Origin of the sequence: Nonomuraea harbinensis (assembly GCF_019396385.1) — a bacterium.
Classification (GTDB): domain Bacteria; phylum Actinomycetota; class Actinomycetes; order Streptosporangiales; family Streptosporangiaceae; genus Nonomuraea; species Nonomuraea ferruginea.
Window position 1 is genome coordinate 59,202 of record NZ_JAHKRN010000023.1, and the last position, 24,112, is coordinate 83,313.

Below are 24,112 nucleotides of genomic sequence, written 5' to 3' on the forward strand. Positions count from 1 at the left end.
GTCGGGGACGGTACGGCGGGACCACCCGGCACGGTGGACGCATGAGGAAAACCGTTGCCACGCTCGCGCTCTCCGCGTCACTCGCCACCCCGGCCATGGCCGCCCTGCCGGCAGAAGCCGTCCCCGTGGCGAACAAGCCCGTGACCGCCCTGCCGGCGCCGACCGGTGACCACCCGGTCGGCAGGACGGACCTGCACCTGATCGACTCCAGCCGCCCCGACCCCTGGGTCCCCAGCCGGAAGGCGCGCGAGCTGATGGTCTCGATCTGGTACCCGGCGCGCAAGGCCACCGGGAAGCCCTCCCGGTACCTCACGCCACGGGAATCAGAACTGGTCATCAGAAGCGTGCCGCAGCTCAAGGACGTACCGGCGGACACCCTCGCCAAGACCAGGACGCACGCCCGCGCCGACGCTCCCGCGTTGCCGCGCAAGGGCGGCCGGCCCCTGGTGGTCCTGTCACCCGGCATGACGATGCCCCGCGCGACCATGACCTCGCTGGCCGAGGAGTTCGCCAGCCGCGGCTACCTGGTGGCGGGCATCGAGCACACCTACGAGTCGCTGGCGACCACGTTCCCCGGCGGCCGGACCGTCACCTTCGAGGCCGGAAAGGCCGGTCAGACCCCCGAGACGGGCGCGAAGGTGGCCCGGGTACGGGCCGCCGACACCGAGTTCGTGCTGGACCGGCTGGCCGGGAGCAAACGCTGGAACCGGCTGATCGACGAGAGGCGGATCGCGATGGTCGGGCACTCGGCGGGCGGCCAGAGCGCCGCGCACCTGCTGCCCTCCTCCAAGCGGATCAAGGCCGCGGTCAACCTGGACGGCACCTACCACCCCGGCACCCCGGCCAAGCCGCTGGACAAGCCCTTCATGATGATCGGCAATCCCCGGCACGCGCCGGAATACGGCGGGAGCGACGGCTCGTGGGACACGTTCTGGCCGCACGTGACCGGCGACTGGAAGCGCTGGCTGACCGTGACCGGCGCCGAGCACGCGAGCTTCACCGACTACGCGGTGCTCCAGCCCCAGCTCGGCCTGCCCGCGGCGCCGATGGACGGCGCGCGGTCGATCGGGATCACCCGCGCGTACGTGACCGCCTTCCTCGACCTGCACCTGAAGGGCGAGCGCCGGCCCCTGCTGGACAAGCCGTCGAAGGACTATCCCGAGGTGCGGTTCTGGTAGACCGGCTGTGAGCGTGGACGCCTGCCGTACATGCGCTGCTCAGGCACCTCGAAGAGGTGGGGTTCTCCGCAGGCGGGAATGGACACCGGCTCGCGGGGCTCAGTGCGTCACTTGCCACCAGAAGCCGTCCAGGTCGGTGAAACAACCGGAATATCCCTCGGTAGTCCGCGTGGCGGCGACGGTGGTCCGGCCTCCGGCAGCGGCGGCCGCCGACAGGAGGAGATCGACTTCTTCCCGGGACTCGGCCCTGTGGGTGAGGATCATCGAGGGGAAGCCGTCGCCGTCCTTGGCCGTGCCCGCATCCTTGGCCAGGACCCCGCCTTCCATCAGGCACAGCCTGGCCGCGCCTTCGGCGGGGTGGAAGTCGATGTACTTGCTGCCGTAGTCCCGGTCGACCGACATGCCCAGGGCCTCGTAGAAGGCCTTCGACGCCTTCGGCGCGGAAACGCCGAGAATGAGGGTGGTCTCAGTCGGCAGCGGACTTTCCGCCGCGGGGCCGGTGTCCTTGCCGGTGGCCGCCGCCAGCTTCCAGATGGCGCCGTCCGGTGCCCGGAACACCCCGGAGAACGAACCGAAGAGGGCCTTCTTGGCGGGCTTGAGAACCTCCGCGCCGCCGCGGACGGCGGCGTCCATCAGCGTCTTGACCTCGGTGGGCTGGTTGACGACATAGGTCAGCACGTAGCCGCGGAATCCCGGCGTCGCCGGTTTCGCGCCCGCGCCCGCGGCGAGCCTCTCGGCCGCGGACAGAGTGAGCCGCCCGGTCCCGTGCAGGTCGAGGTGCACCGAGTCATCGTCGTCGGCGACGGTGGGAGAGAGCGTCGTGCTGTAGAACCTGCGCGCGGCCTCCACCTCGGGCGTCCCGAGGGTGATGACGTCGAGCGTGAGGCCCATGGAAGCTGGGGTGGCTGTGCTGTTCACGCGGGCAACGCTAGGTCCAGCCTGGAGGGCGACGCTTCTCGATTCCTGACCACTTCGGGATCGCGCCCTCGCCGCAGGGCGGGGCCCTCAGGCCGGGAAGTCGCCGGCGCGGCCGAGCAGGGCGGGCACCGGCGCGCCCAGCCGTTCGCCGATGTAGGCCGCGGCCTCGGTCAGCCGGCCCAGGTCCACTCCGGTACGGACGCGCGACCGGCGCAGGGCGTAGGCCAGGTCCTCGGTGGCGATGTTGCCGGTTGCGGCCGGGGCGAACGGGCAGCCGCCGATCCCGCCGCTGCTGGCGTCCAGCGCGCTCGCGCCGGCCTCGACGGCGGCCAGCGCGTTGGCGTACCCGGTGTTGCGGGTGTTGTGGAAGTGGAAGCGCAGGGGCAGGCCGGTGACGGCGCGCACCGCCTCGACCAGGCGGCGCACGTCGGCGGGCACGCCGACGCCGATCGTGTCGGCGAGCGCGATCTCGTCGGCGCCCGCCTCGGCGCAGCGCCGCACCATGGCGGCCACGTGGTCCGGCGACACCTCACCCTCGAAGGGGCAGCCGAACGAGGCGCCGACCGTCGCGGTGACCGGCAGCCCGGCGGCGTGCGCGCGGGCCGAGACGGCGGCGAAGGAGTCGAGCGCCTCGGCGATGCTCATGCCCTGGTTGCGCCGGGAGAAGGTCTCGGTGGCGACCACGGTCATGTTGACCTCGTCGACTCCGGCGTCCAGCGCCCGGTCGAGGCCGCGCGCGTTGACGATCAGGCCGATGTAGCTGAGCCCGTCGCGTCTCGGCACCCGGGCCATCACCTGCTCGGCGTCGGCCATCTGCGGCACCAGGCGCGGGTGGACGAAGCTGACCGCCTCGATGCGGGTCAGCCCGGCGTCGGCCAGGGCCTCGATGTAGGCGACCTTGTCATCGGTGCCCACCAGGACGGACTCGTTCTGGAGCCCGTCCCTGGGGCCGACTTCGACGAGGTTCACTTCGGGGGGATGCATGCTTCCTGGATATCAACATGTATGCAAAAAATCCAGATATAAGGTCATCAAGGGTGATTTCTGGAGTCGATGCATACAATCCTCATCCGGCCGCCCGGTCGAGGTCGTCGGCCTGGCGGGCGTACAGGCGGGCGTAGGCGTCCTGGCGGGCCAGGAGCTCCTCGTGGGTGCCCTGCTCCACCAGGCGGCCGCGGTCCAGCACGAGGATGCGGCCGGCGCCGGTCACCGTGGCCAGGCGGTGCGCGATGACCAGGAGGGTCCTGCCCTCGGCCAGGTCGTCGATCTGCCGCTGGATCTCGGCCTCCGTGTGCGTGTCGAGCTCGGAGGTCGCCTCGTCCAGGACGATGACCGGGGCGTCCTTCAGCAGGGCGCGGGCGATCGCCAGCCGCTGCCGCTGGCCGCCGGACAGCCGTTCGCCCATCTCGCCGATCACGGTGTCGTAGCCCTCGGGCATCGCCGTGATCGTGTCGTGCAGGGCGGCGCGGCGGCAGGCGGCCTCCAGCTCCTCCTGGGTGGCGGCCGGCCGGGCGAGCCTCAGGTTGGCGGCCACGGTGTCGTTGAACAGGTAGGTCCGCTGGCCGACCACGGCCACCAGGTCGCGCAGGTCGCCGAGGCCGAGCCGGTCGACCGGGACGCCGCCGACGCGCACCCTGCCGGAGTCCGGGTCCCAGAACCGGAGCAGGAGCGAGACCAGCGTGGACTTGCCCGAGCCGGACGCGCCGACGACGGCGTACCGCTCGCCCTCGGGGACGGTGAAGGAGACGTCGCGCAGCGCGGGAGCCGGTCCGCCCGGGTAGGTGAAGGTCACCGACTCGAAGGCGATCGACCGGCCGGCGGGCCGGGGCTCGGGGGAGCCGGGGTCGACGACCAGGGGCGGCCGGTCGGTGATCTCCCAGAGGCGGCGGGCGGCGGCGAACGCCTGCTCCAGGTCGGCGACGAACTCCTCCACGCCCAGCACCGGCCCGAAGGCCGCCAGGCCGATCGCGACGGTGATCGCGATGTCCTGCCAGCCGAGGCCCTGCGCGTGGCCGGTGAACAGGACCGCGATCATCCCGGCGGCGACGAGCAGCTCGTTGAGGCCCCGGCGCAGCGCGATCAGGCGGCCGAGCCGGCCGACGGCCGACGCGCCGGCGCCGCCGAGCGCGCCCAGCTCGGCCAGGCGGCGCGGCCCGTACCCGAAGGCGAGCACTTCCCTGATGCCCTGGACGCCGTCGGTGAGGTGCTGGGAGACCTCGCCGCGCGAGCGGCGCAGCTCGGTGGCGGCGGTGGCGGCGGCGCGGTGGCTCAGCCACGGGACCCCGATGCCCACCCCGACCAGGAACGGCGCGAGCACGAGCGCCACCACGGGACTGAAGACCGTCCCCAGCACGGTCAGGGAGATCACCGGCACGACGGCGGCGGCCAGCGCCGGCGCGATGGTGTGGGCGTAGAACACCTCGATGCGGTCGATGTCCTTCATCACGCGGGCGAGCAGGTCGCCGGAGCGGCCGCCCTCGGTCCCGGCGGGCGCCTGCGGCTCGATCCGCTCGTAGAAGTCGTCGCGGAGCAGGGCGAGCAGCTTGAAGGCGACGAAGTGCCCCGAGTACTGCTCGACGTAGCGGAACAGGCCCTTGGCGAAGGCCATGACGACCATGGCCACGGCGATCCCGCCGATCACCTCCGGCTCGCCGGACACGACCCTGACCACGCCCCAGGCGCCCACGCCGTACAGGGCGATGCCCAGGCACTGCTGCAGCACGCGGAAGAGGACCGAGACGGCGAGCGGGACCAGGAGGGGCCGGCCGAAGGCCAGCAGCCGCCGGCTGATCTGGATCCTGGTCATCGTGACCTCACCGCCCTGGCGTAGTGGCCGTCGCCTGTCATCAGTTCCTCGTGCGTGCCCTGCTCGGTGACGGCTCCGTCCTCCAGGACCGCGATCCGGTCGGCGTCGCGGACGGTGGACAGCCGGTGCGCGATCATCAGCACGGTCCGCCCGGCGGTGAGCCGGTCCAGCGCGGCCAGGATCGCGGCCTCGGACTCCAGGTCCACGTTGGAGGTCGGCTCGTCGAGGACGAGGATGGGCGCGTCCTTCAGCGCGGCCCGCGCGATCGACACGCGCTGCGCCTGGCCGCCGGAGAGGGTCAGGCCGCGTTCGCCCACCGGCGTGTCGAGGTCCAGGTCGAGGTCGGCCACGGCGAGCGCCTCGCGCAGCCGGTCGTCGTCGGCGTCGGGCGCGGCGACCTTGAGGTTGTCCCTGAGCGTGCCGGTGAACAGGTAGGTCGTCTGGGCGACGACGCTGATCTGCTCGCGCACCCAGGCGGCGGGCACCGCGGTGACGTCGTGACCGCCGACGCGGATCGTGCCCTCGCCGGGATCCAGGTTGCGCTGGAGCAGGGCGGCGACGGTGGTCTTGCCCGATCCCGAGGGCCCGACCAGCGCCAGTCTCTCGCCGGGCGCGACGGTGAAGCTCACCTCGCGCAGCACCGGGGTGTCCGGCAGGTAGCCGAAGCCGACCGCGTCGAAGGTCACCTCGGAGGTGGTCCTTGCCGGGTGCCCGGCGTCGGCGTCGGTGACCGAGGGCCGCTCCGCGAGCAGGGTCCTGATCTCCTTGGCGGCGGCCATGCCGCCCATGCCGACGTAGAAGAACTGGCCGACCTTGTCCAGCGGCTCGACGAGCTGGGTGGCCAGCAGCACCAGGGCGACCGCCTCGCCCGTGCCGATCGCGCCGTCGCGGAAGCGGATCATCGCCAGGACCGTCGCCGCGGTGATCATCCCCAGTGAGAAGACCGTGTCGATCACGAAGAGGATGACCTGGTTGCCGGCCAGCAGCCGCATGATCGCCTGGCGCAGGTCCTCCGAGGCCCTGGCCAGGGTCCGGCCGTGCGCGGTGCCCTGGTTGAAGAGCTTGAGCGTGGTCAGGCCCTGCAGGGCGTCCAGGAAGCGGGCGGCCAGCCGGTTGGCGGTGTCGCGGTAGCCGTCGCTGACCCTGGCGAAGGCCCGCTGGAAGACGCCGACGGTGAGCGGGATGGCCGGGACCGCGACGGCCAGGACGAGCGCGGTCCACGGGTCGACGAGGATCGCGATGGCGGCCAGCACGAGGATCGGCACGGTCATCGAGGCGAGGATCGGGCCGAGGAAGGTGGCGTAGTAGGTGGCGACGAGCTCGACGGCCTCGGTTCCGGTGGAGACCAGGCGGCCGGTCTGCTCGCTGGAGCGCAGCGGGGCGCCGAGCCGGAGCAGGTGGCGGTAGACGCGGTCGCGCAGGTCGAGCTCCAGCCGCCCGCCGGCCCTGACGGTGATCGCCGGCACCCAGGCGGCGCACAGCGCCCGCGCGACGGCCGCGACGGCCAGCCCGGTGACGACGCCGGCGTCAGGCGGCCCGCCGGCGGCGATCCGGCCGATCGCGTGGCCGGTGAACAGCAGCAGCGCGGTCGTGGCCAGGGCCTGGAGCCACGTGCCCAGCACGGACAGCAGGACCGGCCCGCGGATGGGCCGCATCAGCGACTCCACGTGAACCTCCGCGAATGTGCCACAGGAGACTTCGTCCGCGTCAGGAGCCAGACGCCCAGGGCGAAGGCCGACCAGTTCAGCGTGTTGAGGATCTCCTCCGCCCACTGCAGGGCGATCGTCTGCTCGGGCCGCGAGGCCAGCAGGCCCATCACGTACGTGCCGAGAAGGTTGAACCCGAACAGGTAGACCGCGGCGGCCGCCCCGGCCCGGCGGGACAGCAGCAGGAGCCGGATGCCCACGAGGGTGGCCGAGACGGTGGTCACGATCAGCATCGGCCAGGTGTCCATGACCGCGATCGCGGCGGCGACGCCCAGCAGGGCGAAGCCGGCGAACGCCCACGCCGGCGGCCGCCGGCCGGATCCGGTCCCCAGCAGCGCCCAGGCCATCAGCGTGAACCCGATGCCGAGCAGGAAGAACTGGGCCTCGGCCAGCCACACGAGGTCCGGCCCGCGGATCGCCATGATCAGTTTCCAGACGGCCTTGAGCGCGCCGCCCAGCACGGTGAGCCAGCCGCCTGCGGCCACGGCCGGGTGGCGGGCGTAGGGGACGAGCAGCGCGACCCCGACGGCCATGGCGATGACCGGCAGGAAGTCGACGAGGGCGAGGGAGAGTGGGTATTCCATGGCAACTCCCATTGGGGAAACGTCGTTTCCAAGTAAGACACGAGATCCATTGACGGGAAACAGTGTTTCCATAACGATGTGCGCATGGCGGGCGCTGACGACTACGTCGAGATCCCCGTCGCGGGCAGGGGCCCCCGGCGGGTGCGCCTGGACGCGGCGGCGCCGTTCGGATGGTGGCCCGCGATCTGCGTCGCGCTGATCGCCTTCGTCGACCGGGTGGAGTACAACCTGATGGCGGGGGCGCTGGCCGACATCCAGCGGGATCTCGGGTTCGGCGACACGGCGGGCGGCGCCATCGCGACCTCCGCCGCGCTGGCCGGCGTCATCCTGCTGATCCCCGCCGGGCGGCTGGCCGACCACGGCCGCAGGACCTGGACCTTGTTCCTGGTGGTGGCCGTCTGGTCACTGCTGACCCTCGGCAGCGGGCTGGTGACCTCGTACGCGATGCTGTTCGCCGTGCGGGTGCTGCTCGGCGGCACGGGGCTGCTCTACAACCCGGCCGCCTCCAGCCTGCTGGCCGACTACTTCCCGGGCGGCAGCCGGACCCGGGCGTTCTCGCTGGAGCGGTTCGGCTACTTCGCCGGGCCGCCCGTCGGCATCGTCGCCGGCGGCGCGCTGGCTGAGGCGTACGGCTGGCGGACCATGTTCTTCCTCGTGGCGGTGCCGGGCATGGTGATCGCCCTGCTCTGCCTGACCCTGCGCGAGCCCGAGCGGGGCACCGGCGACCGCATCGAGATGCTCAGGACCGGCCGGCAGCCGCAGCCCGCCGCCCCGCCGGAACGCCGCGGCCCGGTCCTGGCCGAGATGCGGGAGCTCCTCCGGATCAGGACCCTGCGCGCCATCGCCGTCGGGCTCGGCACGGTCTTCTTCGGGCTGGGCGGGCTGATGTTCTGGCTGCCCACCTTCTACCAGCGCGCCTTCGACCTGTCCGTGGGCGCCGCCTCGGGGCTGGCCGGCGGCGTCGGACTGCTCGGCATGGTCACCGGCAGCGTGCTCGGCGCCCGGCTCGGTGACAGGGGACACCTGGTCAGGCCGGGATGGCGGGTGACCGTCGGCGCCTGGGGGCTGCTCGTCGGGGCGCTGGCCCTGACGGGTGTCGCCCTGCTGCTGGTGCTGCCGGTGCAGCTGCTCTGCCTGGCGGTCGCCTCGGGCGGGTTCCTGGTGGCCATCCCCAACCTGACGGCGGCGGCCGCCGACGTGGTGCCCGCCGCGCGGCGAGGGCTCGGGTTCGCGCTGCTGCAGTTCCTCCTCTCCCTGGCGGGATCGGCTGGACCGCTGCTGGTCGGCGCGTTCTCCGACGCCACCGGATCGCTGCGCTGGGCGTACGCCATCCTCGCCGTCCCGTTGCTGGCCGGCGCGCTGCTGGCGTTCCGGGGCAGGGCGAGCCTGGAGGACGACAGGGGGACCGCCCTCCGGGCCCTTCAGTGATCGCGCAGGAGGGAGCCCGCACCGTACACCTTGTCCTCGATGCCGTTGTCCCGCAGCGCCATCCACCAGGTGGCGGCGTTGATGGCGATGACCGGCTTGCCCAGCCAGCGCTCGGCCTCGTCGGCCAGCCGCACCATCGACAGGTTCGTCCCGCACTGCACGAGCACGTCCACCTCGGCGGAGTTCACCTCCACCAGCGCGTCGCGCAGCTCGGCCTCGCCCACGTGCGCGATCGACACGGCGGTGGGGCACTTGAGTCCCTTGATCGCGGTCACCTCGAAGCCGATCTCGGAGAAGAAGCGGACCACGTTCTCGTCGCCGACCGGCTGGTAGGGGGTGACGACGCCGATCCGGCGGGCGCCGAAAAGCTTCAGCGCGCGCTCGCAGGCCTCGGCGCCGGTGGCGACCCGCAGGCTGGTGAGGCCGTGGATCTGGTCGACGAACTGCCGGTTGCCCTCGACGCCGCCCCAGAAGGTCTCCGCGGACATGCCCATGACCATGTAGTCGGGCTCGCAGGTCATCACCCGTTCGCAGGCGGCGCCGAGCTCGTCGCGGATCTGGCCGAGCAGGCGTTCCATGCCCTCATTTCCGGACATGTTCTGATCTCTGATGTGGATCCTGCCGAAGTGCGCGGTCACCCCCGGCACGGTCATCGCAGAGAAGTCCGGCTCCACGATCGTGTTCGTCGACGGCGCGATCACGCCGAACTTGCGTCGCCAGCCGAGCGCGTCGGTCACGGCAGCACCTTTCTCCTCGTGAAGGGGGCGGTGGCGAAGCGGGCCATGACCTTGCGGTTGGTCAGCCAGCGGACGTGCGCGCCGTTGCCGATCCGGGCGAGCGCCTGCTCGGCCAGCCACGGGGTCACGGTCTCGACCCGGTCGGCCAGGATGTCGAAGACCTTGCGGGACTTCGGGTTCAGGTCGCGGACGAGCAGGTCGGTGACGACCATGCCGGGGCTGAGCAGCCCGACGGACACCCCGTCGGGCACCTCCTTGGCCAGGGCCTTGGTCAGGTAGGTCAGCGCCCGCTTGGTGGACCCGTACACCGACAGTCCGGGCACCGCCCGGCCGTCGCTGCCCAGGCCCTCCATGTTCCACACGTGGCCGTGGCCCTGGCCTGCCATGCCCGCCAGCGCCACCGCGCAGCCGTTGATCACCCCGTTCAGGTTGACGTCGACGACCGCGCGGGTCTCCTGCTCGGTCAGCTCCCACAGCGGCACGCGCCGCTGGGTGACGCCGGCGTTGTTGATCCACACGTCCACCCGGCCGTACCCGGCGACGGCCGTGTCCCACAGCTCGCGCACCTGGGCCCGGTCGGTGACGTCGGCGACGACGCCGAGCCCGTCCTCGGGCGCTGTGGCGCTGCCGCAGGTCACCACCTGGTGGCCGCGTGCCAGGAACTCCCTGACCAGGCCGCGCCCGATGCCGCGGCTGCCGCCGGTCACGACGATGACCACGTCAGCACCCCGTGCATCACCGCGGCGAGCGTGCCGCCCTCGAACAGTTCGTAGACCACTGCCAGCTCCGTCCCCGAGCCCATGCCGGGCGTGGCGTCGAGCATGAACTCCCGGCCCTTCAGCTTCCACACGTCCGCGAAGTGCACGCTGGGGTAGTCGGCCCGGCCGAACGCCTGGGCGTTGCCCCACGCGTCCGGCCCCTCGTAGAAGGAACGGCAGCCGTCGCGCCGCACGTCGGCCGCGTACTCCCGCTCCAGCGCGCCCGACCAGGTGACGCGCCGGCGGGTCCGCAGCAGGTCGAGCGGCTCCAGCTCGACCCGGACCTCGACCGTGCCGGCGGGCTTCTGGTCGGCGCCGAACAGCTCGCAGGCGCCGGCGAACGCGCCGCCGGTCTTGGTCGGCAGGATGTACGGGACCGGCCCGTTCCGCGTCTCGGCGGCGAGCCAGTCGGCGGTCCTGGCCGGGTCGCGGGTGTAGAGGCCGTTGAAGCAGCCCACGACCGCCGGCCCCTGGTAGAGCATCGAGGAGTAGACCTGGGTGTCGCCGATCACCTGGTTCCAGGTGTTGAGGTCCACCTGCCAGCCGGGGCCGTAGTAGTGCGCGTCGACGAAGGTCCCGTACGGCTGGCCGGTGCCGTAGAAGTCGGGGCCGGTGTAGATCCGGCTGGCATCGGAGTCGACCACCCCGAAGGCGAACGGGGCGCCCAGCCGGAACCGGCCCGCCATCGGCCCGCCGCCTTCCAGGCCGCCGTCCATGTAGTAGGTGGTCACGCCGTCCTCGTGGACGGAGGAGCGGCGGATGTCCTCGTACCCCTGCCACGTCCCGGTCGCGTCGAACAGGGACGGCCTGCCGACCCATTCGCCCTCGATGCGCCGCTGCCACTCGCTCGGCTCGGTCAACGCAGAAGCTCCTCACGTACGGTCACGGCCTGCTCCTCGCCGATCAGCCGGGTGACCTGGTGCCAGACGGGGTCCACGGCCGGGGAGAAGAGGTTGGCCCGGTTGACGCGGTCACGCCGCGCCAGGTCGCCGGAGGGCTCGGGCACGCCGCCGGCGACGAGCGCGAGCCAGTGGTCGAGGTAGGCGTCCACGGTGCCGCCGAGCTTGGCGAAGGCGTCCTCGGTGGCGCGGCACACCAGCATCCAGGGCGACATCATGGCCCGCTGCCGGGGATCGATGGCGGCGGGGGAGAGGCCGTCGAGCTGCCAGGCTCCGTCGAGCGGCTCGGTGAGCGGCAGGAAGCAGGCGTCCAGATACTCCAGGCTGACGGCCAGCTCGGCCCGCGGGATCAGGTCCAGGTGCATGGCGTGGTACTCGGCGGAGGCGACCGAGTCCAGCGTGAAGTGCGGCACCGCGGAGCCCGGACGGGTGAACACGAAGATCATGTGGCTGTCCAGCCCGATCTGCGGCACCACCAGGCCGACCGCGACCGCCTTGTCGACGACGGTCTCCTCCGCGGGGCGCAGCACCCGCAGGCGGCCGACCGGGGCGGGCGACATCGGCGAGGTGAGCGGCACGTCGCGGGCCGGCCGGAGCTCCAGGGCGTCGGTCAGCCGCTCCAGGACGCGCTCACTCAGCGCTTCGGGCAGGCTCATGGCTGTCTCCTCGGGTCTTGTGCACCCACGCACGGGCGAGTTCGGGATTGTCCCGGCGGGCCGGCGAAGGGATGACGGTGGCCTCGCGGCGCGGCACGTCCCCCATCACGATGTCGTCGCCGCCCAGCCACCAGCCGTCGTCGATCAGCTCCTGGCGGCGCCGCCGGTAGGCGATCTGCAGGGCGTCGCTGCGCAGGTGCAGCTCGGCCGCGAGGTCGAAGGGCAGCAGTTCGGGCCGCTGCGACTCCACCACCACCCGGTCCTGTTCGAAGATCCGCTGGATCCGCTTGACGGCGTTGCGGTCGGCCCACTTGCCGGTGAAGAAGTTGCGGTAGCCGACGAGCTTCACCATGGTGCGGCCCTGGGAGATCGGGATGTTGTGGTCGTACATGATCAGGTCGCCGAACGGGAGCCGGATGTGCAGCTTGACCACGTTCGGCAGGTACCAGCCGTTGGTGACCACGACGGGGTCGAGGCGCTTGGGGGACAGCATGCCCCACAGGCCCTTCGGGGCCGGCGGGTTGAGCAGGATGTCGGCCTCCGCGTGCCATTCGCCCTGCGTCACCTCGTAGTCCGGGATCTCCGGCTTGTCGGGGTTGCCGAAGGCGGTGCCGTGCACGAACGGGGTGTGCGCCGCGTCCACGACGTTCTCCATCGCCCGCTCGTAGTTCGCCTCGACGACGGTCTGCCAGTAGACGGCGCGGAAGGCGGGGTCGTCGTGCTCGGCCATGTGCGGGATCGGCGGGCGCTTGTCCTCGGGCAGGTCGCCCAGATAGGCCCAGACCAGGCCGTACTTCTCGACGATCGGGTAGGCGTCGACCCGGGCCTTCTTCGGGATGCCGCGGCCGGGCGGGTTCGCCGGGATCTTCACGCAGGTGCCGTCGGGCTCGTACTCCCAGCCGTGGTACGGGCAGGCGACGCGGTCCTCGACCAGCGTGCCCAGCGACAGGGCCCCGCCCCGGTGCACGCACAGGTCGGACAGGCAGGCCACCGAGCCGTCGCGCCGCCGCCAGATCACGAAGTCCTGCCCGAGGCAGGTGACCTTGCGCGGCCGGTGCTCGACGACGTGGCTGAACTCGATCGCGTACCAGAAGTTCTTAAGCATGCTTCCTCCTTACGGGCAGGCCGGACAGGACGGCCCGTGCCTCCGGATCGTCGTGCAGATGGGTACGGAGGAACGCGGTGACCAGCCGGGCCAGTTCGGGCCGGGGCTGGGCGGAGGCCGGCAGATCCAGGAAGGCGCGCGCGGCCGTCGGATCCACCGGGTCGGCGATCATGAAGTGGTTGGCGCCGTCGAACACGGCCAGCAGGTGCTCGCCGTCGCCGAGCGCCTCCTCGAAGGTCCGGGTGACGGGGTCCGTGGCGTGCCCGTCCTGGCCGTAGCGGTCGGCGCTGCCCATGATGACGCCGTCGCGGGTGCCGACCGACAGCAGCACGGGGCAGTCGGCCTGGGCGGGCACCACGGTGCCCGCGGGCCAGCCCAGCATGGTGGCGACCATGGTGTGCGCCCCGTAGGAGAAGACCGCCTTGACGCCGGGGAAGAACCTGGCCGACTGCATCGCCACCGTGCCGCCGGCGGAGTGGCCGCCGATGGCCACCCGGTCGAGGTCGAGCACGCCCTTGAGCAGCTCGATCTCCGCCAGCGAGGCCAGGACGGCGCCGATGGCCGGGCAGGTCGGGCGGGTGCCGTACCGCCCGGGGGCCGCGGCCTCCAGGTCGACGCCGGGGGTGAGCCCGTACTCGCCGCCGAACAGCTCGCCCACCCGGTCGAACGTCACGCACACGAACCCGGCAGCGGCGATCTCGACCGCGAGCCAGCGGTAGGCGTCCTGCCCGACGTTGATCCCGGACAGGAACAGGACGACCGGGTACGGTCCGCCGTCGGGCGGGAACGTGCCGGTCAGACGGTCGCCCTCGGCGGCCGCCGGGTAGTGGACCTTGAGATGAGCGGTGCCGAACGGCGGCTCGCCACCCGTCTCCGCGGCCCACCACAGCGATCTGATCACGACGGCCTCGGCAGCACCCGGTCGCCGCCCCACAGGGCGCGGACGAGCTTGCCGGTCAGCTCCTCGCCGAAGAACCGCACGCCCATGACGTTGGCCGGGTCGCGGTCGGCGATGTTGCGGCGGATGGCCAGGTCGGTGGCGGCGAGCGCCAGCCGCCGCTCCTCGGGTACGGGCTCGGCCTCGTCCACCCAGGTCAGCCAGCGGTCCACGCGGTCGTCGAGCAGCTTCGCGACCAGGTCGATGTTGTCCTGGGCGCGGGGGAAGGAGTAGCAGTGCGCGACGGGCGACAGACCGGCCCGGATGAACCCGGCGCGGCTGGTGAACCAGGTGAAGTCCGGGTGCTCCTCCTTGAACCGGAGCCAGTCGGCGTCGAGCGGCGCGTAGTAGCGGTCGTAGTAGTCGCCGTCCTCGGTCAGGTTCACCCGGGGGATCGCGTCGGTGTAGAACCAGCCCTCCGGCCACACCAGCAGCGCGATGCCCAGGTGCGGCACGTCGATCTGCGGGCCGAGCCACACGGTCAGGTGCAGGTTGGCGAAGCTCGCCGTGGGGTTGCCCAGCCAGGAGTGGACCATCCAGTCCACCTCCGGGCCGGTGTAGGCCTCGATCCGGCCGCCGGGGCCGTCGGGGTAGGTGCCGTAGCTGTCGAACTGCTCGCTCGACGGGTCCCGGGTGAGCACGAACTTCGCCTCGATCCTGGCTTTGAGCCGGGCGAGGATGCCGCGCATCTGCTCGAAGGTCTCGGTGACGTCGACCACCGGGGACTCGTCGAGCATCTGCTCGACGTGCTGAAGCGTTTCCTTCACAGCTGATCTTCCCCAGTCTGTTACCGGTAAAGAAACGGTGTTTCCTTTGCAGGATCCCCCGAAAGCGTGACCCGTGTCCAGGACATCGGGCTATCCCTCGTGATCGACGACCGCCCGCGCGGCCAGCCTCGGACGCAGCCAACCGGCCAGCTCCAGGTGGTCGGGGTGCTCCTGGTAGCCGCGCAGCTCGTCGGCGGACTCGTGCCTGGTGACCAGGCACAGGTCGTAGGAGACGGGCGAGTGGACCACGTCCAGGTGCGCGGAGAGCTCCCTGATCTGCGGCACCCTGCCCGCCAGCGCTTCGAGCCGCTCCTTGGCCTCGGGCGCGTCGGCGGGATCGGTGAACTTCATCAGCACGACGTGGGTCAGCACAGGCTGCCTCCTCTGGACATCTCGCCCTGTTTCGCGAGATTGTAGGCATTGGAAACGCCGTTTCTCTAGATGTAACAGGGAGGCGCTGTGGTGCGCGTCGCCGCGGTGCAGTTCGAGGCCGGCCAGGACGTCGCCGCGAACCTCGCCACCAGCCTTCGCATGATCGGCGAGGCCGCCGGCCGCGGCGCCGAGCTGATCGTGTTACCCGAGTTCTGCAACCATCTGTCCTGGTACGAGAGCCGCGAGCACGCCCGCGCGATGGCCTGCCGGCACGGGGACCCCTTCCTGACGGCCGTGGCCGGCGCCGCCCGACGGCACCGCGCCCACGTCAAGATCGGCGTCACCCTGGCCCGCGACGACGGCCGCACCACCGGCGCGTCCCTCCTCTACGGCCCCGGCGGCGAGCTGCTGGGCGAGGCGGACAAGCAGATCCTGATGGGCGCCGAGAACGACCACCTCGACCCGGCGACCGCCCCCGGCCCGGTGGTGGACACCGCCGCCGGCCGCGTCGGCATGTACGCCTGCATGGAAGGCGTCATCAACGAGGTCACCAGAGGGCTGGCGGTGCGTGGCGCGCAGATCCTGCTCAACAGCCTGAACTCGTTCGCCACCGACGAGGCCTCGCTGCACGTCCCGGTCCGCGCGGCCGAGAACAAGGTGTGGGTCGTCGCCGCCAACAAGGTCGGCCCGCTGATCCCCGCCGACCGGCTGGCGCAGGTCGGCGCCGGTCTCGGGGTGCCGGTCGGCTGGCTGCACGGCGCGGGCGAGAGCCAGATCGTCGCCCCGGACGGCACCGTCGTGGCCCGGGCCCCGCGCACCGGCGAGGCCGTGGTGGTCGCCGACATCGACCCGGCCGCCGCCGACGCCGGCCGCGCCCGCCTCCTCGCCACCCGCCGTCCCGCCCGCTACGCCGCCATCACCCGGCCCCCGCGCGGCCGCACCGCCCCGCCGGGCGCGGCCGTCCTCCCGGTCGCGGTGGTCCGCGCCGGCGCCCCCGCCGTCCGCCGGGCCGCCCGCGACGGCGCCCTGCTCATCGTCCTGCCGGAAGGCTCCCCGCTGTCGGCTGCGGAGGCCTCGGCAGCGGTACGGGACACGCCGGCCCATGTGGTGACCGGCACCGGTGCCCTGGTGAACGCCACCGGCGAGGCGCCTGCGGCCGAGGCCGGCCCCTGCCCGATCCACCGGTTGCCCTGGGGACGGCTGGCGATCGTCGCCGGTGCGGACGCGCGGCATCCGGAGGAGTTCCGGCTGGCGGCGCTGGCCGACGCCGACGTGGTCGCGGTCCCGTACACCGCCAGGGAGCCGTGGGAGCTGCGGCTCGGCCTGCTGGAGAGGGCGGCGGAGAACCGGCTCAACCTGGTGGTGGCCGGGCAGGACGGCCCGGACGGGGTGGCGGGGCTCGTCCTGGCCGCGCCCCGGGACTTCACGCTCTGGACCGCCTGGGAGGGGCCGTTCACCGGCCGCATCAGCCACCCCGTGGTGACCACGGTGAAGAACGCGGACGAGGTCGCGCACGCCGTGGTGTGGCCGGAGCAGGCGGTCAACCGGCACGTCTCCCGGGGCACCGACCTGGTGGACGGCCGCCCCTGGCACCTGTCCGGAGCCTTGCTCGGCCAGGCAGGCTGACGAGCACCGGGTCGGTGCTCGTCAGGCCGGGTAGGCGGTCGCGGGCAGGCCGGCGCCGCCGTCGCGGAAGGCCGCGGGGGCGTGGACGACCGCGCTCTGGACGTACTCCAGCAGCCCTTCTTCGCCGTACTCCCGGCCGTAGCCGCTGCGCTTGACACCGCCGAAGGGGGCGCGCAGGGACATGCCGGTGCGGTTGTGGGTGTTGACGAAGACGTAGCCGGCTTCGAGGCGGGCGGCCAGGTCGAAGGCGCGGTCCTCGTCGGCGGACCACACCGAGGCGGCGAGGCCGAGATCCCCCGCGTTGGCCCTGGCCGGCAGCTCCTCCTCGGTGTCGTAGGGCAGCAACGGCACCGCCGGGCCGAACTGCTCCTCGGTGACCAGGGGCGCCTGGTCGTCCAGCCCGGTCACGAGGGTTGGGGTCACGAAATATCCGGATTCAAGGTCGCCGACTGCACGCCCGAGCGGCACCGCCGTACCCCCACGGGAGAGCGACCCCGCGACCAGCGCCCGGATCCGGTCGGCGGCCGGGCCGGAGATGACCGGCCCCATGGTGACCCCGGGCGTGAGCGGATCGCCGACGACCAGGACCCGCTCCGCCGCCGCCGTGTACGCCTCGGTGAACTCCGCCATCCGGGCGCGCGGCACGTACAGCCGTTTGGCGGCCATGCACACCTGCCCGCTGGTCGCGAACGTCGCCATGACCAGCCGCTCGTAGTCGTCGCCGGACAGCGCGAAGTCCGGCAGGAAGATCGCCGGGTCGTTGCCGCCGAGCTCCATGACCGAAGGCGTGAGCATCGAACCGGCCGCCGCCGCGATCTCCCGCCCGGCCGCGTCGCCGCCGGTGAAGGCCACCTTGCGGACCGCCGGGTGGGTGACGAGCGCCCGTCCGGCCGGCGCGCCCCCGTGCACCACCTCCACCGCGGGCAGCGCCGCAGCCACCTCGCTCACGGCCAGCGGCGCCAGCGGCGACGGCTTGAGCACCGCCGCGTTGCCCGCCGCCAGCGCGGGCGCCAGCTTGACCATGGCCAGGATGACCGGGGCGTTCCACGGCGTGACGCACCCCACCACCCCGTACGGTGCGCGCCGCACGACCAGACGGCCCGCGGCGTCGTCGATCTCGGCCGGGGCGAGCACCCGGGGCGCGTTGTCGCACACCCAGCGCAGGTACGTGAGCGCGAACGAGATCTCGCCCCGGCAGTCGGCCAGCGGCTTGCCCGACTCGCGCGCGAGGAGCACGGCCAGCTCGCCGGTCCTGCCGTCGATGACCCCCGCGGCCTCCCGCAGCACGGCCACCCGATCCCCGATCGGCCGCGCCGCCCACTCCCGCCGCACCTCGGCGACCCGCCGTACCGCCGCGTCGACGCCGTCCGCGCCGGTGACGGGGATCCGGCCCACTACCTCGGCGACCCGTGCGGGATTCTCCCGCCTGATCACGTCCATCACACCTCCCACCTCGGCCCGTCGCCCTCCTGCGGAGTGTGGTGGGCGCGGGGATCCGTCCCCCGCCTCTCCTGCGGAGGAGCGGTACGCGGAGGTTCGTCCGGGCCGGCGACCGTTAAGGGGCGGCTCTCCCGGGGGCGGCTTCCGTCCGGCGGCACCTTCAGGTCTCCCTGAGCGAGGTGATGAGGCAGGCGCGCAGCAAATGCGCCCTGGCGGCCTCCGGGTCGGCGGCCAGGGCGCGGAGTTCGGCGTGGTGGGCGGCGGGGTCGGCCGAGCGCAGCTTCTCCCAGTTGCCGTGGCTGATCGCGCGCACGTGCTGGAGCGCCACCTGCCGCCGCCTCGCGGCGACCGCGTCTACCGCGTCGACCGCCCCGGGATCGTCCTGGAGCAGGGCGCCGGCGAGCAGGACCGCGTCGTGGATGCCGCTGTTCATGCCGAGACCGCCCAGCGGGTTGTTGACGTGGGCCGCGTCCCCGGCCAGCAGGACGGGCCCGTGCCGGAAACGGGCGGCCACCCGCTGGTGGACCCGGTAGAGCGAGGCGTGCGCGACCTTCCAGTCACGCCCGGGGTCGGCGACGGCCCGCAGCCGACCGGCCAGCCGGGCGAGCTCCGCCTCGTCGGAGGTGCCGCCGGGGGTGGGCAGCAGCACCCGCCAGTGGTCGGGCGTGCGCAGCAGGACGAGCCACTCCCCGGGGTCGAAGACGTAGTTGATCGGCGCGATGCCCGGCAGCAGCCCGTCCAGGTCCTCGTCCGAGGAGGCCACCAGGAACCGCTCCGGGTACGTGATGCCTTCGAACGGGATCCCGAGCGCCCGCCGTACCGCGGAGTGGGCGCCGTCGGCGGCGATCAGCCGGTCGGCGGCGAACCGCGCGCCGCCCGCGGTGGTCACCAGCACGCCGCCGCCGCGCGGCAGGACCTCGCGGACCGCCGACCCGAACAGCACCTCGCCGCCGTGCCGGACCAGGTGCTCCATCAGGATCGGGGTCAGCTTGCTCTGCTCGCACTGCACCCGGTACGGGTACGGCGTGTCCGCGGCGAGCACGCCCATGTCGAGGGTGGCGATGGCGCCGCCCCGCCGGTCGCGGTACTGGAAGGTACGCGCGACCAGGCCGAGGGCCATCAGCTCCGGCAGCACGCCGAGCCCGGCGAGCATCTCCAGCGTGGGCGGGTGGAAGGTGGAGGCCCGCGACTCGGCGGCCAGGCCAGGCCCCGCCTCCAGGACGGTCACCGGCACCCCGCCGCGCGCCAGGGTGAGCGCCGCGGTGAGCCCCACCGGCCCGGCCCCGGCGACCAGCACGCGGCTCACGGCGCCCGCTCGACGCCGACCACGCGGGTGCCGGTGAAGAACCGGATGGTCTCCGCCGTGCCCTCGTCCACCAGCCCGGACAGCCCCCACGCCGGTCGCGGCGTGAACAGGTGCAGGCTCAGCACGCTGGACCCGTTGACCTTGACCTCGCCGGCGCGCACCCGCCGGGCGACGTCCAGCGCCCGTTCCTCGTCGGCGCCGACGACATACCCTTCGAGCCCGTACGGTGTCGCGTTGGCCAGCGCGACCGCCTCCTCCTCGGTGTCGTAGGGCACCACGGCGGCGACCGGCCCGAAGATCTCGTCGGCCAGGTCGGCTCCGGTGATGAGAGCGGGCGCCAGGTAGTTGCCCTTGCCGGGCATGTCACCGTACGAGATGGCCTGTCCTCCGGCGTTCTCCGTCGCGTCCCGTACCCGCCGGAGGTGGGCGGAGTGGACGAGCGGGCCGTACTCGGTCTCCGGATCGAGCGGGTCGCCGGCGCGCAGCGCGGCGAGCCGCTCGCCCACGGCCGCCACCAGCTCGGGCAGGCGCGGGCGGGGCACGATCAGCCGGCCCAGCGCCCGGCACCACTGGCCGTTGAGCGAGGTGAGCAGCTCGGCGGCGGACGCGGCGGCGGCGCCGGTGCCGGCGTCGGGCAGCACCACGAGCGGGTTGTTGCCGCCGAGCTCCAGCTGGGCGGGCCGGAGCGCGCTCGCGCAGGCGGCGGCGACGGCGCGGCCGCCGGCCAGGCCGCCGGTGAAGGAGACGGCGCGGATCCGCGGGTCCGCGGCCAGCAGGGCTCCGGTGCGGGCGTCGCCCATGACGAGCTGGAAGACGCCGGGCGGCAGTATCTCGCCGAGGACCTCGGCCAGCACCCGGGTGCCGTAGGGGGCGTACTCGCTGACCTTGAGCACGACGGGGCACCCCGCCGCCAGCGCGCTCGCGGCCTTGTGGGCGGCCATCGGGGCGGGCGCGTTCCACGGCACCAGGCACAGGGCGGGGCCCCAGGGCAGGCGGTGCACCTCGACCCCGTCACGGTCGGCGCGCAGCAGCCCTTGCCTGATCTGGGCGGCGGCCAGCGCGAACGCGCCGTGCACGATCAGCCCGAGCCCGGTGGTCTGCCGGATCGGCACGCCGGTGGCGAAGGACTCCAGGGCGGTGATCTCGCCGGTCCGGTCCCGCAGCGCGGCCGAGGCGGCGTCGAGCAGGTCGGCCCGCCGCTCGGCGGGGGTGCCCGCCCAGGCGGCGGCCACCCGGTCGGCGGCCGCGAGCGCCGCCTCGGCGCGCGCGCCGGAGGAGCCGAGGGCGCGGGCGGCGGGCTCGCCGGTGGCGGGGTTCTCCAGGTCGAAGCCGAGGTCCTCGGTGCAGCGGGCCCAGCGGCCGTCGACGAGGTCGGCGGTCTCCGGCAGCTCGATCATGGCCGCTCCGCGGTGGCGAACAGCGCGTTCTCCTGCGCCTGGGTCACCAGCTGGGCGACCTCCAGCCTGCCGCGTTCGGCCGGGAACGTCATGACCAGCCCCATCGCCAGGTCGCGCAGCGCCCGGCCGGCCGTGCCGCCCATCATGGCGCCGGAGGTGCCCGAGGCCTTGAACGCGCCGAGCGCCACCTGGAAGCAGGCCTCGGTGACCGACCCCTTGCCCATCCGCCACTGGCGGAAGACCTCGGGCTTGGGCCGCAGCGGCGGCTCGGAGGTCTCCAGCAGCAGCTGGCGGCGCAGCCACAGGTAGGCGGTCTCCAGCTGGACGGTCATCTCTCCGATGAGCTGCTGGTGCATGGGCGAGGAGGCGATCGGCCGGCCGGTGTCGGCGAAGGTCTTGCGGGTGAGCTGCTCGACGGTGACGTCGTAGACGTTCTGCGCGCAGCCGGTGTAGACGGCGGCGATGGCGAGCTGGTTGCCGACGAAGCTGCCGCGGCTCATCCTGAGCATCCGGGTGAACGCCCCCGGCACGGTCAGCGCCTCGTCCTCGGGGACGAACACCCGCTCCAGCCTGATGCCGTTGTTGGCGGTGGCCCGCATGCCGAGCCCGTCCCACGGCGCGCGGGTGGAGACGCCCGCCGCGTCGCGCGGCACCAGGAACGTGACCAGGCCCTCGGCGGTGTCGTGGCCCTCCAGCTTGGCCGTGGTCAGGTAGTAGTCGGCGACGCCGGTGGCGCAGCCGAACGACTTCTCGCCGTCCAGCAGCCAGCCGCCGTCGGTGCGGCGCGCGGTGGTGGCGATGGTGATGTTGGCGGTGGAGCTCTTGACCGACTCGGAGGCGAAGTTGGCCAGCCAGACGCCGGAGGCCATCCTGGTCAGCACCTTCTCGGCGAACGCCCGTACGGCGGGGATCTCGCCGTCGTCGAACAGGCCGGCCTCGATCGCCTCCAGCGGCAGCAGGCCGCGGGAGGCGCTGGTGTTGTGGAAGAAGTAGGCCAGGGCGGTGGACGGGCAGGCGGTGCCCATCGCGAACGTCGCGGCGGCGAGGTCGCGCAGCGTGCCGCCGAGCCCGCCGTACTTCTCCGGCACCACGAGGCCGAGCAGCCCGGCGTCGCGCAGCAGCGCGACGTGCTCGATCGGGAAGCGGGCCTCCTCGTCGGCCTTGACGGCGGCGGCGCGCAGCGCGGGCAGCACGGCTTCGACGCGTTCCGCGCGGGCGCGTTCGGCCTCGGTCATGTCGTCGACGAGCCGTTCACCGGTCAGATCGTGGGTCACGTTCTCCCCTTAGTTGGCGAATCTGTAGGTGCGTCCGGGCAGCACGGACCCCCAGGTGCTCTCCAGCTCGGCGGCGCTGGCGACCAGCACCGACCGGTCGACGGCGCTGTCGACGTCGAGCTGGCCGGCCAGGAACAGCACGTCCTCGGCGGGCAGCGCGCCGTCGAGGCCGCCCAGCGTGGTGTCGAAGTGGCGCACCCCGCTCTTCATCGCGACCAGCGCGTTGACCAGGCCGATGCCGTGGCGTTCGCGCAGGCCGATGCGGACGGTGGCCTGTCGTGCGGCGGCTGCGGCGTCCTGGAGCAGGCCGCGGACGCGGACCGGGGTCGCGGGGACGGCGCCCTCTTCCAGCCCGATCTCGTCGCAGCCGAGCTCGGCCAGCCGGGCGACGGTGGCCATGACCTGTTCGGCGCGGTCCGAGGCGAAGGCCTCGGGGACGTGCCCGACGGTGGTCAGTCCGGCGCGGCGGGCGGCCTCCAGGACGCGGGCGGCCGGTCCGGGTTCCGCGGCGGTGAACTCGGCCACCCCCGCTCCGGCCGAGGCCACGGCCCGCACCTGGGCGGGTTCGGTGATCAGGGCCGAGGCGGTGGCCGGGTCGAGGTCCCGCGCGAACGCGTACGGATCGAACTCGTACGGGTCGAACAGGCGTACGCGGCTGCCGGCGGCGCGCAGCGCGCGGGCGATGCCGGCCAGCCGGGCGCCGGTGAAGCCGCGGGCGCGCAGCACGGCGAGCAGCCCGGTGTCGGCCACGCCGATGTGGTCGGGCAGCGGGTCGGCGAGCTGGCCCCAGGCGCGCGAGTGGAACAGCACCGGCGCCACCCGGCGCGGGGTGGCGCTCGTGAGCACCTCGCCGACGAAGATCGTGTGGTCTCCTCCCGGGTACGCGTGCGCGACCCGGCAGTCGAGCCAGGCGACGGAGTCGGCGAGCACGGGGGAGCCGCTCGGGCCCGGGGTCCAGGCGGTGCCGGCGAACCTGTCGGCGGCGGGCTCCTGGCCGGCGAACCTGCGGCCGATCGCGACCTGGTCCTTGCCGAGCACGCTGACGGCGAAGAAGCCGTGCTCGGTCACCAGCCGGTGGGTCCTGGTGCCGCGTGCCAGGCAGATGAGCACCATCGGCGGGTCGAGGCTCACGCTCGCGAAGGAGCTGGCGGTCATGCCGTGCCAGGCGCCCGCGGCCCCGGTGGTCACGACGACCACGCCACTCGGCCACTGCGCCATGGCCGCGCGGAAGGACTCGCCGTCTGCAGTCACCGGTCTCCATATGTTCCATTGATGGAAACAGTGTCACGCTGAAGGTAACGAACGGCCATTTTCGTGTCAATGTGACGGCGTTTCCCCAAGGGAAATAGACTGGACGTGTCGTCGATCTACGAGGGGGTCAGGTGCACGCCCAGGCCGAGTCGGAGAACCAGAGCCGTTCCATCGCCGCGGTGGAGCGCGCCATGGACGTTCTGCTGCTGTTCGGCCGGAGCACGCGCCCTGACCTGGGAGTCACCGAGATCGCCACCGAGCTCGACCTGACCAAGGCGGCGGTCCACCGCATCCTCACCGCGCTGCGCAACCGCGACCTCATCGCCGTCGACCCGGTCACCAGGCGCTACTCGCTGGGCCACGCCGCCATCGCGCTCGGCCGGGCCTACCTGGCGCGCACCGACCTGCGGGCGATGGCCGGTCCCGAGCTGCGCCGGCTGTCGGCCCAGTCGGGCGAGACCGCCACCCTGTCGGTGCGGCGCGGCGACACCCGCCTCTACGTCGAGCAGGTCGTGCCCGACCATGACCTGCGCATGGAGGTCTCGCTGGGCATCCCCTACCCGCTGCACGCGGGCAGTTCCTCCAAGGCCATCCTGGCGTTCCTGCGCGAGGAGGAGATCGAGGGTTTCCTGTCCAGGCACCAGCTCACCGCGCTCACCGGCAGGACGATCACGGACGCCGTCAGGCTGCGGGCCGAGCTGGCGGCGATCCGGCGGCGTGGCTACGCCTCCTCGCTCGGGGAACGCCTGGAGGGCGCGGCGTCGATCGCCGCCCCCGTCTTCGACCACGACGGGCTGGTGATCGCCGCGGTCAGCGTCGCGGGGCCGAGCAGCCGCTTCAAGCCGCGCATGCAGGAGCAGGCGCCCCTCGTCGTGGAGTCGGCGTCCCGGCTGTCGGCCCAGCTCGGCCACTCCGGCTGAGCGCCCTCCCACGTGCAAGGCGCCGCCGCCGGGGTAGATGCTCTGAT

At 73.0% G+C, this 24,112-nt stretch carries 22 protein-coding genes; 4 read left to right on the forward strand and 18 right to left on the reverse strand.

The window, feature by feature from the left end:
• The first annotated feature begins 41 nt into the window (after positions 1–41).
• Positions 42–1,178, forward strand: coding sequence for an alpha/beta hydrolase family protein (locus KME79_RS23595; RefSeq protein ID WP_219546345.1), 1,137 nt, complete (start codon positions 42–44; stop codon positions 1,176–1,178).
• A 99-nt stretch (positions 1,179–1,277) separates the two neighbouring features.
• On the opposite strand, the gene KME79_RS23600 is transcribed toward KME79_RS23595, so the two are convergent.
• From KME79_RS23600 to KME79_RS23620, 5 genes are all read right to left on the reverse strand, one after another.
• Positions 1,278–2,096, reverse strand: coding sequence for a VOC family protein (locus KME79_RS23600; protein ID WP_219546346.1), 819 nt, complete (start codon positions 2,094–2,096; stop codon positions 1,278–1,280).
• Positions 2,097–2,183: 87 nt separating this feature from the next.
• The gene (locus KME79_RS23605; RefSeq protein WP_148031622.1) at positions 2,184–3,080 is read right to left on the reverse strand and encodes a hydroxymethylglutaryl-CoA lyase; all 897 of its coding nucleotides are present in this window, start codon (positions 3,078–3,080) and stop codon (positions 2,184–2,186) included.
• An 82-nt stretch (positions 3,081–3,162) separates the two neighbouring features.
• A complete protein-coding gene (gene cydC, locus KME79_RS23610; RefSeq protein ID WP_219546347.1) occupies positions 3,163–4,902 on the reverse strand; it encodes a thiol reductant ABC exporter subunit CydC in 1,740 nt (579 codons plus the stop codon).
• A complete protein-coding gene (locus tag KME79_RS23615; RefSeq protein ID WP_219546348.1) occupies positions 4,899–6,557 on the reverse strand; it encodes an ABC transporter ATP-binding protein/permease in 1,659 nt (552 codons plus the stop codon). Before KME79_RS23615 ends, cydC begins: the two co-directional genes overlap by 4 nt.
• Positions 6,557–7,192, reverse strand: coding sequence for a hypothetical protein (locus tag KME79_RS23620; RefSeq protein ID WP_219546349.1), 636 nt, complete (start codon positions 7,190–7,192; stop codon positions 6,557–6,559). The genes KME79_RS23615 and KME79_RS23620 overlap by 1 nt, the downstream gene beginning before the upstream one ends.
• 84 nt (positions 7,193–7,276) lie before the next feature.
• On the opposite strand from KME79_RS23620, the gene KME79_RS23625 reads away from it, so the two are divergent.
• Entirely contained in the window at positions 7,277–8,620 is a 1,344-nt protein-coding gene (locus tag KME79_RS23625) for an MFS transporter (RefSeq protein ID WP_219546350.1), read from the forward strand.
• Here KME79_RS23625 and KME79_RS23630 read toward each other — a convergent pair.
• The 8 genes from KME79_RS23630 to KME79_RS23665 all read right to left on the reverse strand — a co-directional run bounded on the left by KME79_RS23630 (position 8,614) and on the right by KME79_RS23665 (position 14,851).
• A complete protein-coding gene (locus KME79_RS23630) occupies positions 8,614–9,357 on the reverse strand; it encodes a maleate cis-trans isomerase family protein (RefSeq protein WP_219546351.1) in 744 nt (247 codons plus the stop codon). The genes KME79_RS23625 and KME79_RS23630 overlap by 7 nt on opposite strands.
• Positions 9,354–10,076 (reverse strand): SDR family oxidoreductase, encoded by a 723-nt coding sequence (locus tag KME79_RS23635; protein ID WP_219546352.1) that lies wholly within the window; start codon positions 10,074–10,076, stop codon positions 9,354–9,356. Before KME79_RS23635 ends, KME79_RS23630 begins: the two co-directional genes overlap by 4 nt.
• Positions 10,061–10,975 carry a hypothetical protein gene (locus KME79_RS23640; protein ID WP_219546353.1) on the reverse strand — a complete coding sequence of 305 codons (915 nt, stop codon included), beginning with the start codon at positions 10,973–10,975 and terminating at the stop codon, positions 10,061–10,063. Before KME79_RS23640 ends, KME79_RS23635 begins: the two co-directional genes overlap by 16 nt.
• Positions 10,972–11,670, reverse strand: coding sequence for a hypothetical protein (locus KME79_RS23645; RefSeq protein WP_219546354.1), 699 nt, complete (start codon positions 11,668–11,670; stop codon positions 10,972–10,974). The genes KME79_RS23640 and KME79_RS23645 overlap by 4 nt, the downstream gene beginning before the upstream one ends.
• Positions 11,645–12,775, reverse strand: a complete 1,131-nt coding sequence (locus tag KME79_RS23650) for an aromatic ring-hydroxylating dioxygenase subunit alpha (RefSeq protein WP_219546355.1) — start codon at positions 12,773–12,775, stop codon at positions 11,645–11,647. The genes KME79_RS23645 and KME79_RS23650 overlap by 26 nt, the downstream gene beginning before the upstream one ends.
• Positions 12,768–13,676 carry an alpha/beta hydrolase family protein gene (locus KME79_RS23655; protein ID WP_219546356.1) on the reverse strand — a complete coding sequence of 303 codons (909 nt, stop codon included), beginning with the start codon at positions 13,674–13,676 and terminating at the stop codon, positions 12,768–12,770. The genes KME79_RS23650 and KME79_RS23655 overlap by 8 nt, the downstream gene beginning before the upstream one ends.
• Entirely contained in the window at positions 13,673–14,479 is an 807-nt protein-coding gene (locus KME79_RS23660; RefSeq protein WP_219546357.1) for an oxidoreductase, read from the reverse strand. Before KME79_RS23660 ends, KME79_RS23655 begins: the two co-directional genes overlap by 4 nt.
• 90 nt (positions 14,480–14,569) lie before the next feature.
• Positions 14,570–14,851 (reverse strand): Dabb family protein, encoded by a 282-nt coding sequence (locus KME79_RS23665; RefSeq protein ID WP_148031610.1) that lies wholly within the window; start codon positions 14,849–14,851, stop codon positions 14,570–14,572.
• Between the two features lie 87 nt (positions 14,852–14,938).
• Between KME79_RS23665 and KME79_RS23670 the strand changes: the two genes are divergently transcribed.
• A complete protein-coding gene (locus KME79_RS23670) occupies positions 14,939–16,477 on the forward strand; it encodes a carbon-nitrogen hydrolase family protein (protein WP_219546358.1) in 1,539 nt (512 codons plus the stop codon).
• A 21-nt stretch (positions 16,478–16,498) separates the two neighbouring features.
• Here the strand turns inward: KME79_RS23670 and KME79_RS23675 are convergent, their stop codons facing one another.
• The 5 genes from KME79_RS23675 to KME79_RS23695 all read right to left on the reverse strand — a co-directional run bounded on the left by KME79_RS23675 (position 16,499) and on the right by KME79_RS23695 (position 23,145).
• The gene (locus KME79_RS23675) at positions 16,499–17,917 is read right to left on the reverse strand and encodes an aldehyde dehydrogenase family protein (RefSeq protein WP_219546359.1); all 1,419 of its coding nucleotides are present in this window, start codon (positions 17,915–17,917) and stop codon (positions 16,499–16,501) included.
• A gap of 160 nt (positions 17,918–18,077) precedes the next feature.
• The gene (locus KME79_RS23680; RefSeq protein ID WP_219546360.1) at positions 18,078–19,223 is read right to left on the reverse strand and encodes an FAD-dependent oxidoreductase; all 1,146 of its coding nucleotides are present in this window, start codon (positions 19,221–19,223) and stop codon (positions 18,078–18,080) included.
• Positions 19,220–20,620, reverse strand: a complete 1,401-nt coding sequence (locus tag KME79_RS23685; protein WP_148031606.1) for an aldehyde dehydrogenase family protein — start codon at positions 20,618–20,620, stop codon at positions 19,220–19,222. The genes KME79_RS23680 and KME79_RS23685 overlap by 4 nt, the downstream gene beginning before the upstream one ends.
• Complete coding sequence (locus KME79_RS23690; RefSeq protein WP_219546361.1) at positions 20,617–21,894, reverse strand: acyl-CoA dehydrogenase family protein; 1,278 nt, start codon at positions 21,892–21,894, stop codon at positions 20,617–20,619. Before KME79_RS23690 ends, KME79_RS23685 begins: the two co-directional genes overlap by 4 nt.
• Positions 21,895–21,903: 9 nt before the next feature.
• Positions 21,904–23,145, reverse strand: a complete 1,242-nt coding sequence (locus tag KME79_RS23695) for a flavin reductase (protein ID WP_219546362.1) — start codon at positions 23,143–23,145, stop codon at positions 21,904–21,906.
• Positions 23,146–23,276: 131 nt separating this feature from the next.
• Between KME79_RS23695 and KME79_RS47080 the strand changes: the two genes are divergently transcribed.
• Positions 23,277–24,065, forward strand: a complete 789-nt coding sequence (locus tag KME79_RS47080; RefSeq protein ID WP_261808552.1) for an IclR family transcriptional regulator — start codon at positions 23,277–23,279, stop codon at positions 24,063–24,065.
• Positions 24,066–24,112: the final 47 nt, after the last annotated feature.

What these genes read in the sequence shown, in the direction of transcription:
- KME79_RS23595 (WP_219546345.1), top strand. Translation starts at nt 42, where the DNA reads ATGAGGAAAACCGTTGCCACGCTCGCGCTCTCCGCGTCACTCGCCACC.
- KME79_RS23605 (WP_148031622.1), bottom strand. Translation starts at nt 3,080, where the DNA reads ATGCATCCCCCCGAAGTGAACCTCGTCGAAGTCGGCCCCAGGGACGGG.
- cydC (WP_219546347.1), bottom strand. Translation starts at nt 4,902, where the DNA reads ATGACCAGGATCCAGATCAGCCGGCGGCTGCTGGCCTTCGGCCGGCCC.
- KME79_RS23615 (WP_219546348.1), bottom strand. Translation starts at nt 6,557, where the DNA reads ATGCGGCCCATCCGCGGGCCGGTCCTGCTGTCCGTGCTGGGCACGTGG.
- KME79_RS23620 (WP_219546349.1), bottom strand. Translation starts at nt 7,192, where the DNA reads ATGGAATACCCACTCTCCCTCGCCCTCGTCGACTTCCTGCCGGTCATC.
- KME79_RS23625 (WP_219546350.1), top strand. Translation starts at nt 7,277, where the DNA reads ATGGCGGGCGCTGACGACTACGTCGAGATCCCCGTCGCGGGCAGGGGC.
- KME79_RS23645 (WP_219546354.1), bottom strand. Translation starts at nt 11,670, where the DNA reads ATGAGCCTGCCCGAAGCGCTGAGTGAGCGCGTCCTGGAGCGGCTGACC.
- KME79_RS23650 (WP_219546355.1), bottom strand. Translation starts at nt 12,775, where the DNA reads ATGCTTAAGAACTTCTGGTACGCGATCGAGTTCAGCCACGTCGTCGAG.
- KME79_RS23675 (WP_219546359.1), bottom strand. Translation starts at nt 17,917, where the DNA reads ATGGACGTGATCAGGCGGGAGAATCCCGCACGGGTCGCCGAGGTAGTG.
- KME79_RS23685 (WP_148031606.1), bottom strand. Translation starts at nt 20,620, where the DNA reads ATGATCGAGCTGCCGGAGACCGCCGACCTCGTCGACGGCCGCTGGGCC.